Origin of the sequence: Oceanobacillus indicireducens (assembly GCF_014647195.1) — a bacterium.
GTDB lineage: Bacteria > Bacillota > Bacilli > Bacillales > Amphibacillaceae > Oceanobacillus > Oceanobacillus indicireducens.
The window spans coordinates 37,199-49,457 of the sequence record NZ_BMOS01000013.1 but is presented as its reverse complement, the minus strand read 5'-3'; the positions used below and the strand labels follow the sequence as shown (position 1 = coordinate 49,457).

Annotated in this window: 13 protein-coding genes and 1 pseudogene; 11 read left to right on the top strand and 3 right to left on the bottom strand. The window is 40.9% G+C overall.

Annotation, left to right across the window (positions count from 1 at the left end):
- Positions 1-320 precede the first annotated feature (320 nt).
- From IEX94_RS10620 to IEX94_RS19790, 5 genes and pseudogenes are all read left to right on the top strand, one after another.
- Complete coding sequence (locus IEX94_RS10620) at positions 321-746, top strand: YgaN family protein (RefSeq protein ID WP_188857141.1); 426 nt, start codon at positions 321-323, stop codon at positions 744-746.
- Between the two features lie 267 nt (positions 747-1,013).
- Positions 1,014-1,265 (top strand): AbrB/MazE/SpoVT family DNA-binding domain-containing protein, encoded by a 252-nt coding sequence (locus tag IEX94_RS10615; protein WP_229782670.1) that lies wholly within the window; start codon positions 1,014-1,016, stop codon positions 1,263-1,265.
- Positions 1,266-1,268: 3 nt separating this feature from the next.
- Entirely contained in the window at positions 1,269-1,661 is a 393-nt protein-coding gene (locus tag IEX94_RS10610) for a type II toxin-antitoxin system death-on-curing family toxin (protein WP_156856025.1), read from the top strand.
- Positions 1,662-2,051: 390 nt separating this feature from the next.
- Positions 2,052-3,152 (top strand): D-alanine--D-alanine ligase, encoded by a 1,101-nt coding sequence (gene ddlA / locus IEX94_RS10605; RefSeq protein WP_188857140.1) that lies wholly within the window; start codon positions 2,052-2,054, stop codon positions 3,150-3,152.
- A 130-nt stretch (positions 3,153-3,282) separates the two neighbouring features.
- Positions 3,283-3,469: pseudogene (locus IEX94_RS19790) on the top strand (DUF6366 family protein).
- 96 nt (positions 3,470-3,565) lie between these two features.
- Here the strand turns inward: IEX94_RS19790 and IEX94_RS10600 are convergent.
- Positions 3,566-4,045, bottom strand: coding sequence for a glutathione peroxidase (locus IEX94_RS10600; RefSeq protein ID WP_188857139.1), 480 nt, complete (start codon positions 4,043-4,045; stop codon positions 3,566-3,568).
- Between the two features lie 169 nt (positions 4,046-4,214).
- Here IEX94_RS10600 and IEX94_RS10595 point away from each other — a divergent pair, with 169 nt between their 5' ends.
- The 4 genes from IEX94_RS10595 to yxiS all read left to right on the top strand — a co-directional run bounded on the left by IEX94_RS10595 (position 4,215) and on the right by yxiS (position 7,981).
- Positions 4,215-5,822: a long-chain fatty acid--CoA ligase gene (locus tag IEX94_RS10595; protein WP_188857138.1), complete on the top strand. Its 1,608-nt coding sequence runs from the start codon at positions 4,215-4,217 to the stop codon at positions 5,820-5,822.
- A 146-nt stretch (positions 5,823-5,968) separates the two neighbouring features.
- The gene (gene trhO, locus IEX94_RS10590; protein ID WP_188857137.1) at positions 5,969-6,934 is read left to right on the top strand and encodes an oxygen-dependent tRNA uridine(34) hydroxylase TrhO; all 966 of its coding nucleotides are present in this window, start codon (positions 5,969-5,971) and stop codon (positions 6,932-6,934) included.
- Positions 6,935-7,267: 333 nt separating this feature from the next.
- On the top strand, positions 7,268-7,465 hold the full coding sequence (locus IEX94_RS10585) for a cold shock domain-containing protein (protein ID WP_156856019.1): 198 nt from the start codon (positions 7,268-7,270) through the stop codon (positions 7,463-7,465).
- Positions 7,466-7,681: 216 nt separating this feature from the next.
- Positions 7,682-7,981 carry a protein YxiS gene (yxiS, locus tag IEX94_RS10580; protein WP_156856118.1) on the top strand — a complete coding sequence of 100 codons (300 nt, stop codon included), beginning with the start codon at positions 7,682-7,684 and terminating at the stop codon, positions 7,979-7,981.
- 57 nt (positions 7,982-8,038) lie between these two features.
- Here the strand turns inward: yxiS and IEX94_RS10575 are convergent, their stop codons facing one another.
- Entirely contained in the window at positions 8,039-8,914 is an 876-nt protein-coding gene (locus tag IEX94_RS10575; protein ID WP_188857136.1) for an NAD(P)-dependent oxidoreductase, read from the bottom strand.
- Between the two features lie 168 nt (positions 8,915-9,082).
- On the opposite strand from IEX94_RS10575, the gene IEX94_RS10570 reads away from it, so the two are divergent.
- Positions 9,083-9,748: a TraR/DksA C4-type zinc finger protein gene (locus tag IEX94_RS10570; RefSeq protein WP_156856117.1), complete on the top strand. Its 666-nt coding sequence runs from the start codon at positions 9,083-9,085 to the stop codon at positions 9,746-9,748.
- 128 nt (positions 9,749-9,876) lie between these two features.
- Here the strand turns inward: IEX94_RS10570 and IEX94_RS10565 are convergent, their stop codons facing one another.
- Complete coding sequence (locus tag IEX94_RS10565) at positions 9,877-11,223, bottom strand: S1C family serine protease (protein WP_188857135.1); 1,347 nt, start codon at positions 11,221-11,223, stop codon at positions 9,877-9,879.
- 346 nt (positions 11,224-11,569) lie between these two features.
- On the opposite strand from IEX94_RS10565, the gene IEX94_RS10560 reads away from it, so the two are divergent.
- Positions 11,570-12,256, top strand: a complete 687-nt coding sequence (locus IEX94_RS10560) for a response regulator transcription factor (protein WP_188857134.1) — start codon at positions 11,570-11,572, stop codon at positions 12,254-12,256.
- Positions 12,257-12,259 lie beyond the last annotated feature (3 nt).

The window sequence follows — 12,259 nt, the reverse complement described above, 5'->3', positions numbered from 1 at the left end:
TTTCACCACAAGGGTATAAGGGCGACTAAGCCTCATATAGATCATTCGGCAAGTCTTCTTTATCGAATGTAGGTGCAGGAAGTTCGGACAGTTCCTGGTCGATGGAGCTGAATGTAAATCAAAAGTGACATCGACTGTTTAAAGGTGAGTCAATCAGGTTTTGACCTGGTCGGCTTACCTTTTTTGTTTACAATGATAATCTCTAACCGCTATGATAATTATACGAGCTCTCACCGCTCTGTCATTGTTGGTGGAGAGGATAACTTTTAATATTTTCAAGCAGTAAAGTAGAAAACGGAAACGAAGGATGTGATTCTCTAATGAAAAAACTTTTGGGAATTCTGATGTTTATTTTGTTAGTAGGAACATTGAGTGCTTGTGATGACAACGCTTCTAATATTATTGCAGCAGTTGATGTAAGTGATAGGGAGGAAACTATACTCTCTACGCTAACAAACCAATCGTTCCTGTTTGACTTCAATAACGAGGACTATGAGGAAGTATCCATGTGGGTAGAAAAATATGAGCAAGGGGAATTAGTCGATGATCAGCTAGGTTATCTAACGTCACCGGTAGACGAAACGGGTTTGATTATTTTCGCAACCAAAATAGATGGAGTTGACGAGCAGCAAACATTCCATATTGGGGTAGGTGATGAAGATGGTGTGTCTTCTCTCACAACCCGAGATACTCCTTTAACTCCTCCATATTCGCTTCGGGGTCTTCATAAAACGAGTTTGAAATAGAAGATATTCCAAATTCATCATCAGAGTATGCAATATCCACCAACACAAGCTCGCCTTCATGCAGTGTTTTGATGTCGTTTATTTATTCAAAGCTGAGTTTGCGAAATAAAACTTCCATTTAAAATACTTGACAAATCTTAATAAAAAAAATTGTATTTTTTGCACTTCTGAGTTATAATTTAGATGTAATGTTATTACAGTAAGTACTGTAAAGCTTTTTTTGCGGTTTAAACTTTGCCATTTTCGAGAAGAATGGGAGGAGAAGAAATGGCGGTGAGTGAAGTGGAGAGGAAAATTACTAAAATTGGTAATAGCGTTGGGGTAACGATTCCACAGGAAGTATTGAATCACTTAAAAGTAAAGCAAGGTGATGATGTTAAATTTATATTGGAGAATGACGGCAGTGTGTCTATAAAAAGACCTGTAAATATGGATTTTTTAGACCAGGAGTTTTTAGAAGGGTTAGAAGACCTTTTTGAAAACTATGATGATACACTGAGAAACCTTTCAGACAGATAAATAATGGTCCGATATCTAACTGACAGGGAAGTTATTTTTATAAATGCTGCCGTGATAAAACGTTATACCCCAGAAGAACAAATAGGCGTAAAAGATACAAATATGCTGTTTAGTGCAATAGAAAGACCAAAACAAACAGTGTTTGGTAAAGATGCATACCCTACAATATGGTTAAAGGCTGCGGCTTTGTATGCTAGTATTTCGCAAAACCATGCTTTCCATAATGGTAATAAAAGAACGAGTTTCGCATGCATGAAACAGTTTTTATGGGTAAATGGATACCAATTTAAAGCTAGTCAAAAAGAAGCTGAAGATTATACTGTTTATTTAGTGGTTAAAAAGCCGGAAATTGAGGATATTGCGGATTGGATAGAAAAGCACATTGAACCAAGGTAATTAAGAATATAGGTGGTAATTAACCGTCTAGTCCGAATGATTAAATACTGTATTAGATATTAATATGGAGTTAACCACACTAATTGATACTAGGTGGTTATTTTTTTTATCACGCATTAACGGTCTGTAATATTCCCACCTCTAAACATGAGGGAAGCCTATCATGTGAAGGTGGGGGTATACAAGTCCGTAAATGCGTGATTCTGTTCAACTAACATTCAGTGGGGAGGAAAAGATTCCCCACTGAATGAAGTTTCACTTTATTCCCCTTTGTCACTTAGGTCACCTAATGATAAAATATAAAAGTATAATTGTGTTAAAAGATGCATGCACGTATAGCTGGGCTATAGAATAAATATAGCTAATGAAATCATTTTGGAGGATTAGAGCATGAAAAAAAGAGTTGGCTTGATTTTTGGCGGGAAATCAGCGGAACATGAAGTTTCGTTGCAATCGGCAAAAAATGTATTAGAAGCAATGGATAAAGATAAATATGATGTTACATTAATCGGAATCGATAAAGAGGGAAGATGGCATTTGCATGATTCGTCACAGTTTCTGTTAAATGCCAACGATCCGAAGTTGATTGCCTTGAATAAATCAAATGAAGGGGTTGCCTTCGTACCGGGTGAAGCGGATAAAAAGTTAATGAAGGCTAATGGCTCGGCAGCCCTTGATCAGCTCGATGTTATTTTTCCAATCCTGCACGGAACGCTCGGGGAAGATGGAAGTATTCAAGGAATGCTGCGTGTTGCAAATATTCCCTTTGTCGGTTCGAACGTATTAGGCTCAGCAATCAGTATGGATAAGGATGTTGCAAAACGCCTTCTAAAGGATGCAGGTCTCAAAGTTGCTGGGTCTTACACGTTCACCCGTGCAACGAAAGGAAATATCTCTTTTGCAGAAATAGAAAAAAATCTTGGCCTGCCATTATTTATTAAACCAGCAAACCAGGGCTCTTCGGTAGGTGTTAGTAAAGTCGAGTCGGCGGAAGAGTTTGAAGAGGCTGTAGCTGAGGCTTTTAAATATGATCACAAGATTTTAATTGAGGAGGCAATCCAAGGCAGAGAAATCGAATGCTCTATCTTGGGAAATGAGTATCCAGAAGCTTCCATTCCAGGCGAAATTGTTGCGACCAATGACTTCTATTCCTATGAAGCGAAGTATATCGATGAAAGTGGAGCAACATTGGAAATCCCGGCAAAATTAGATGACAACCAAGTGAAAGGAATCCAGGATGTATCAGTTAAGGCTTTCCAAGCATTGGATTGTGAAGGAATGGCGCGGGTTGACGTATTTTTAACGGAAGCAAATGAAATTATTATTAATGAAATCAACACGATTCCAGGGTTTACTAAAATCAGTATGTATCCTAAATTATGGGAGCTCTCCGGCATTCCGTACAGCGAGCTTATCGACCGGTTGATTGAGTTGGCAATTCAACGTCATGAACGGGATGCGGGACTTGAAAGTTCGTTTGAAACGGAATAGTAATTTAAATTAATTAAAGCGAAGAACACATCTTAGATAGAAATAGGGTGTGTTTTTTGTTGGAGTTATTGGATTTTGAAACTTAAGTGGTAAGGCTAACGCATAAGTGGATAGGGAGGGTGAATTTAATATGAACAAGGATAAAGAAACCCCTGAAATGAGAAGAGAAAAGCTGAGACAAGAGGAATTAAAAAAATCATCCAGCAGTATACAGGGGGGGCAATCTTGCTGATTTTGTCGGTGGTTTAGGCTGGAAGGGTACTGGAATTCTTATCCTCATCCTCATTCTTGTTGGTGCATATTTTCTATTGAGATGAATGTTCATATAAAATACAGTCCCTTCAGAGATACAAAAGTGCTCAGAATGTAATCGGAGCACTTTTGTAAAACAGGCTATTTACACGATGTAAAAATTAAGCATCAATTAATTCCTCGATTTCCTTTTTCAATTTCGCCGGTTCTTTCTGAGGGGCGAAACGATCTACTACTTCACCATGCTTATTAACGAGGAATTTTGTGAAGTTCCATTTTATATCTTCTGTTAAGATTCCCTTTTGCTCACTTGTTAAATGCTTGAATAACGGATGAGCGTTTTCTCCTTTTACATCAATTTTACTGAACATGGGGAAAGAAACACCGTAATTGGCGGAGCAGAATTCAGCAATCTCGTCGTCTGATCCAGGGTCCTGACCACCGAATTGGTTGCAAGGGAAACCTAAGATTTCAAAATTATCATTGCCAATCTCATCATACAGCCTCTGTAAACCTTGAAGTTGTGGCGTGAATCCACACTCACTTGCTGTATTTACAATAAGTAGCACTTTTCCTTCATAGTCTCTGAGGGACTTATCCTCGCCGCGAATTGTTTTTGCATGGTATTCATATACACTCATGAACATCAGCCTCCTTACAAGAAGGATAGCAAGCACCATAACAACTGTCAAAAACAACTTAAGCTATTTTAAAGAACATTTCCAACTTGACAAATTGTAATGAATACTTAGAATAGGTTTTGTAAGCGCATTCATTTAGGTTGTATTAAAAAAGGGGGAAATGAAAATCATGATGGATATACAATTAACTTTACCAGCAATGCTTCAGCACACTGAAAAATATTTTCCGAAGAAGGAAATCATCTCTCGAACCCAGAAAGAGATACGTACATTCACATATGGAGAATTTGTCTCTCGCACACGGTCACTAGCCAGTATATTGGACAGATTAGGTGTTGCGAGAGGGGACAAGGTTGGTACGATTGCTTGGAATCATCACCGTCACTTGGAGGCATATTTAGCGATCCCGAGTATTGGTGCTGTTTTGCATACCATCAATTTGCGTTTATCGAAAGAACATTTAATCCACATTATTAATCATGCCGAAGATAAAGTATTGCTGATTGATGTTGATCTTCTTCCATTAATAGAGCAAATTAAAGATGACATTAATACAGTAGAAGCATTTATCGTCATGACTGATGACGATACACTCCCAGAATCTGCTTTAGACCCGATTTATTCCTATGAGGAATTGCTTGCGGGTGGTGATGAAACATTCCCGTTCCGCGATGATATTTTAGAAAATGATCCAGCCGGATTATGTTATACGTCCGCTACAACTGGCAAGCCGAAAGGGGTCATCTATTCGCACCGGGGACTTTACCTTCATAGCATGGCTCTGTCCCTTGCAGATACGGCTGGACTGTCCGAGCAGGATATTGCGATGCCAGTTGTTCCGATGTTTCACGTCAATGCTTGGGGAATCCCCTTTGCAGCGACTTGGCTCGGGGCATCACAAGTTCTCCCTGGGCCAATGCCGACGCCCCAAATACTAGCTGAATTGATTGAAGATAACAAGGTAACGATCACAGCGGGAGTACCGACGATTTGGTTAGGACTTTTAAAAGAATTGGAACAAGGAAATTATAATTTAAACAGTTTACGTGCTGTGTTATGTGGTGGTTCCGCTGCACCAGAAGGAATGATTCGAGCATTTGAAGAAACACACGGTATTCCTTTTATTCATGCGTATGGTATGACAGAAACGACCCCGGTTGTCACGGTTGCTAAATTAAAGAGCTACCAGGCAAATCTTTCTTATGAAGAAAAATTAAAATTGCGGGCGACTCAAGGAAGGGTTGTTCCAGGTGTTGAAGTAAAAATTGTTAATGATAATGGCGAGGTGAAGGCGGATGGGCAGGATATGGGCGAGCTACTCATTCGCGGGCCGTGGATTGCTGACTCTTACTATAAGGATGACAGAAGTGAAAGTTCTTTTGTTGATGGTTGGCTCCACACTGGAGACGTCGTAACGATTGATGAAGAAGGCTACGTGAAGATTGTTGACCGAACGAAGGACTTGATTAAAAGTGGTGGCGAATGGATTTCATCGGTTGATTTGGAAAATGCGCTTATGGCACATCCCGATGTATTCGAAGCAGCAGTTGTTGCCATCCCTGATCCAAAATGGCAGGAGCGCCCTGTCGCGTGTGTTGTATTAAACGATGGTGTACAGCTTTCGAAAGAGGAGATGCTCGAATATTTAGAGCCACAATTTGCCAAGTGGTGGTTACCGGATGAAGTATTGTTTATGGATGAAATACCAAAGACTTCAGTTGGAAAATTTTTAAAGCGGGCATTACGAGAACAAGTTGAAGAGCAGCTTGCATTATAAGATGGTGGGTTGGCACGAAATAGCAGTGCTAACCCACTTTTTATTTTTCCTTATTTTTGTTATACTAGTTCTTATGCAAGATGATAAATAACACAAACACCAAACATTTGTATCTTGCAAATATAAATGATAGGTGGTAACACACAATGGAGAAATCAAAATATCAGGTCTTGCTGTACTACAAATATGTATACATTGAAGACCCCGAAACCTTCGCAGCAGAACATTTGAAGTTCTGTAAAGAAGTAGGATTGAAAGGCCGGATTTTAGTTGCCGAAGAAGGAATCAACGGTACAGTATCCGGAACAGTTGAACAAACTCAAAAATATATGGATATGATGCATGCAGATGAACGTTTTCAAGACATGATGTTCAAAATTGATGAGCATGAAGGTCACGCGTTTAAGAAAATGCATGTCCGCCCACGTAAAGAACTGGTGACATTGCGTCTTGAGGATGATATTGATCCGCATGAGCTTACTGGCGAATATTTGGAGCCGAAAGAGTTCCGTGCGGCTATGGAACGTGATGACGTGGTCATTCTTGACGCTCGTAACGATTATGAATATGATCTCGGTCATTTCCGCGGCGCTATTCGTCCGGATATCGAAACTTTCCGCGAACTGCCTGAGTGGGTCCGTGAGAACCGCGACATGTTCGAAGGGAAGAAAATATTGACGTATTGTACTGGTGGAATCCGTTGTGAGAAATTCTCAGGTTGGCTCGTTCGTGAGGGCTTTGAGGATGTTGCTCAGCTTCATGGCGGAATCGCTGTATATGGGAAGGACCCGGAAGTGCAGGGTGACCTTTGGGACGGAAGAATGTATGTATTTGATGAACGAATTTCTGTTCCAGTCAACCAAAAAGAACATGTCATTGTCGGAAAAGACTTCTTTGATGGGCAGCCGTGCGAACGCTATGTCAATTGTGCTAACCCGGAATGTAATAGACAAATGCTCTGCTCTGAAGAGAATGAGCACAAGTATCTGCGCGGCTGCTCCCATGAGTGCCGTGTCACTCCGCGCAACCTTTACGTGAAAGAGCATAACCTGTCTGAAGAAGAAGTCGCAGAACGCCTGCGTGCACTTGAAGAAGAAAAACAGCATGCTTAATAAAAAATAAGAACTTCCTGATATAAGGGAGTTCTTATTTTTATCACGTATTAATTCCTTTGCAATAAGTACACTATGGTTAACGCTATTTAATTAAACGGTTTTCCAAAAAAATGGTAATAAATCTGGCGTAATAAATGCAAAAAATCTGAAATGTTAACGGATTCTTAAAGGAGAGTAATAAAAAATACTTGCTTTTTTCCGAGCGACCATGTAAAGTAGAAGGTGCAAATGGGAATTGGAATAAAAATACTTTACGATCTCTTTTTCAAGTGGTGTAAAAGTATTACAGATTCAATTACTTTGCACGAAATTGAAAAGGAGGTCATTTAAATGACTGGTAAAGTAAAATGGTTTAATGCAGAAAAAGGTTTCGGTTTCATCGAGCGTGAAGATGGCGATGACGTATTCGTACACTTCTCAGCTATCCAAGCTGAAGGCTTCAAGACTTTAGAAGAAGGTCAAGAAGTTGAGTTCGAAATCGTTGAAGGCGACCGTGGTCCACAAGCGGCTAACGTAGTTCGTTTATAATTCAAATACAAAAGCTTACTTCCAGTGGAGGTAAGCTTTTTTTAATATAAGAAACTATAAAGTGAAACTTCATTCAGTGGGGGTATTACAGGCCGTTAATGCATGATAAAATAAAAATACCGTGAGAACTTAGGTATCAAGGGTTAGCCACGTCCGGCTTTAGCGCCTTTGTTAATATTGATAAGCAGGTGAATGAATATTATGGATGCGAAAGACATGAATGCAAAAGAAATGGAAAAACGTGTCATTGAAAATTATCAGAACGACGAACGGATGATGATTCTTATTTTCGCGCAGTGGTGTGTGAATAATAATCTGGATGCCCAGGAATTATATAATAAGGCCTATCCAAATCAGCTGAATAACGCAATCTTGGATGAAGTGGTAGAGGAAACCGTCCCCAAAAATGAAGCAGATGAGATTCCAACTGTAACGGTTCTCCAAGTCCTTCAGCTGTTCGGCAATGATGATTTAGCATTCGTTGTTCAAGAGGAGAGCGAAAAACTGGATAATTGAAAGACATGCAAAGGAGCGGGTGAAACAGCAACTGGCTAATCCACCCGCTCGTGATTGTTATTCAAATAGCTTTATCAATGCTTGTGTGCCGCTGTCTTCTTCCCCTTTTTCCGCTAGTTCTTTGTACAGTTCGAGGGAGAGTTTAAGTCCTGGTGTAGACAATCCCATTTCTTCAGCAGCCTCAAGTGCAATCGTCATATCCTTAATGAAGTGCTTTACGTAAAAACCTGGTGCGAAATCGCCTTTTAACATACGCGGACCAAGTTGTGATAGGGAGAAGCTTGCTGCCGCTCCGGTACTGATGCTGTCCAGAACTCGCTCTGGATTGAGACCGGCTTTTTTCGAATAAACAAGTGCTTCAGCTACACCGATCATATTCGTTGCAATTGTAATTTGATTGGCAAGTTTCGTGTGCTGCCCTGCTCCAGCTTCCCCTTGGTGGATAATATTTTCACCCATCATCTGAAAAATCGGCAGCACGTTGTTAAATGCAGCTTGGTCTCCTCCGACCATAATCGCTAACTTCGCGTTTCTCGCCCCAATGTCACCACCGGAAACAGGTGCATCAAGCGCATGGATGTTCCGCTTCTTTGCTTCTTCATAAATTTTTACTGCTAGAGATGGCTTTGATGTTGTCATATCAACGACGTATGTATGTTCACGCGCATTTTGTAAAATACCTTCCTCTCCAAAATAAATCTCCTCGACGTCACTTGGGTAACCAACCATCGTGATAACTAGATCAACAGTTGCTGCTAGTTCTTTCACGGTATCCACCCAAGTCGCTCCCTCAGCAAGCAGTTCTTCAGCCTTATGCTTGGTCCGTGTGTAGACGGTTACATTGTAGCCAGCTTTTAAGACATGAGAAGCCATACTTTTTCCCATAACTCCTGTTCCGATAAAACCAATATTTTTGAGTGTATTTTGTGTCATTCGTTCTTCCCCTTTCCATCATTTGGGCAGTAGTTAACCCGAATCATTCTGTTCATTTTACATATAGTATATGTAGCTCATTATAGCAAAAAAAGCATCAATTTTTATGAAATTTACTAAAAGGATAGGAATTTTCCGTAAAAAATGAGAAAGATGGGAGCTATGCATATGCTAACCGACAAACAACTTTCACAAATGTTTGACATCTTACATGAGCGAGAACATGAATTAATCGATCAATTGAAAGACCAGCTTGGTTTGAAATATGAATTTTCCCAGGAGATAAGCGGGGAACTGTCTAATTATGATAATCATCCAGGCGATCAGGGAACGGAATTATTTGAGCGCAGTAAAGACCTTGCCTTGAATGAACATGCGGAAAAAGAACTGGAAGATATAAATAAAGCGTTTCATGCGATGGAAGAGGGTACATACGGAATTTGCGCCGTTTGTGGCCAAGATATTCCGTATGAGCGGTTGGAGGCTGTTCCGACTGCGGACAAGTGCATGGAGCATGCGAGTGAACAGACTTTCTCACGGGAGCGGCCGGTTGAGGAAGAAGTGATGTCGAGTAACATCCGTTCCGAGGAAGCAAGGGATGTGGATAATACTGCTTATGATAGAGAGGATGCTTGGCAGGAGGTAAGCAGGTACGGTTCCTCAGACGGGCCTTCTGATTTATATGACGATCAGGATAGTTATAACGAAATGTATCCGAATAGTGATGAAAACAATGCGGGACCTGAGGGTATAGAAGGTTATATATCAGCAGGTGAGGACGGTAAGTATGATGAGCAAGCGTTAGATCATTTCAGGAATCAGAAGTCGGAGTGAGATACTGAAATGTTACGAGGACTGTTTAAGTTCACAGTTTTCGCTATCAACACGTCCCCAACATCGTAACACAAACATCACAAAAAGAGACCGCACTCGAAACCGAGGCGGTCTTATGTCTTAATTAATTATGCAGCATTTTCATCGAGCTCTTGTAGCACAAGCTCTGTCGTCTCTACTTTGCCATCGCGGATAAATTCGATTTTTATCTCTTCACCTACTGCTGTATCAGAGTATAAATACTTCCGCAGTTCAAGAATTGAAGTTACTGGTTCGTCGTTGATCTTCGTAATTACATCGAACTGCTGTAAACCGGCTTTATCAGCTGGGGAACGGGGTTCGACACTAGCAATCACCATGCCACCTTCTACATCATCGGGAAGATCAATGTTCCCGCGATATTCCGGTGGTACTTGGTATAAAGCAGCTGTACTGATCCCGATCAGTGGTCTTGTGACTGTTCCTTCCGTTTCCAGTTGTTCCATAATCGGTAAAGCAGTATCAGCTGGTATGGCAAAACCAATTCCCTCAACGGCACTTTGAGCAATTTTCATCGAATTGATCCCAACCACTTCACCGTTTGTATTAACTAGAGCCCCACCACTATTACCTGGGTTGATGGCAGCATCTGTCTGTAACACTTCTGTTACCCAGTCCGGTTGTCCGTCACCATTCGTATCAACTGGAACCGAACGATTTAGACCGCTAATAATTCCTTTCGTTACCGTATTGGCAAAATCTAATCCGAGCGGGTTGCCGATTGCAAGCACGGTTTCACCAACGGCAAGGTTTTCCGACGTACCGAATGTCGCAACAGTATCGATTAATTCGCCGTCGACCTCAAGTACAGCAAGATCCATCAATGCATCCTCGCCAAGCACAGTCGCTGGAATCCGTTCCTCATCACCAAGTACAATTTCCACATTTTCTGCACCGTCAACAACATGTTGGTTCGTTACGATATATGCTTTTCCATCTTCTTTTTTATAAATAATTCCAGATCCGGTTCCAGCTTCTTCATCGCCATCCCAAATGCTTCGTTGTTGCAAATTAACGACTCCAACTACTGCATCGGATACTTCCTGGATGTTTGTTGAGCTATCCGCGTCTTCAGAGGAAAAAGTATCGATGATTGCTGCCGCTTCACTGCTTTGATTTTCCGTCACCGGGCTCGTTTGTGTGTTACCGTCCAGTGGGATAATATTGTTTACAAACAACATTGCGACAATCACTGCTGCAACTGCCCCACCGATTAGTCCGCCGGCAAGTGCGCTCCAGCCGCTCCATTTTTTATTCTTTTTCCCGTTCTTCCCATCTAATGGAGCTTGCGCCGGGGTAGAAGTTTGCTCATTGTCACTTACATCTTCATATTCTTGCTCTTCTAGAACATTTTCTGTGTCCGGAGATTCGTTTGAAGGCTGCTTATATTCGCCGCTCTCCTGTGAATGATTTGGTCTTTTGTCTTCAAAATTCATCAAAATCACCCTTTCTATTAAGTATTCTATCAATTATTATGAATATAAGTAAAAGAAAAGAGAGAGCTGCTGAAAAGAAATCTTGACCTCAGCAACTCTACATAGGAAGACCGCAATAGGGATGTGATTGCGGCTTCCAAATATATCAAATAAAAGGGGAAGTTCTAAGGAGTAGATGGTGTCAACCACTTCCTTACATTTCTTATTATACCCATTAGAAAGGGGAAAGCTTAGGCGTAATTGTGGAAAAAATGTGGAAGATGATTTTTGACAGCTTTTTAGTATAATTTTAATACATTCTATGTGAAAATGAAGATAAGTAAAACGAATGAAAAGGTGACAAGAAATGAGTTACACAATTGGTGTAGTAGAAGATGATAAAAATATCCAAAGTATTGTGCGTGCCTACCTCAAGAAAGAAGGCTATGATGTCATCATCATGTCAACTGGGGAAGAGGGCTGGGAAGTGTGGCAAACGAATCCGCCTGATATGTGGATTCTTGATATTATGCTTCCAGGGATGGATGGCTATGAATTCTGTAAGCGAATCCGCATGGAAAGTGAAGTACCAATCATCATCATCTCTGCAAAAGATGATGAAATCGATAAGATTCTTGGTCTTGAGCTTGGTGGGGATGATTATCTTACAAAGCCTTTTAGTCCTAGGGAGCTTGTTGCCCGTGTAAAGCGGCTATTTAAACGAACGAGCCTCGGCAAGCAAATGGAGCAACAGCCTCTTGAGCGGATGAAGGTAGGGGAGTTACTGATTTACCTTGATGAACGGAGGATATTCTGGGCTGGTGACGAATTTGAGGTAACGACAAAAGAGTACGATATGCTGCTCTTATTCGCGCAAAATCCGAACCGGGCTTTTTCAAGGGAAGAATTACTCCTAAACATTTGGGGCAATGATTATTTCGGAAGTGACCGGGCGGTGGATGATCTTGTGAAACGGATCCGTAAAAAAATACCGGATATCCCACTTGAAACCGTATGGGGCTATGGATATCGATTGCGAAAAGATGAGGAATAAGCG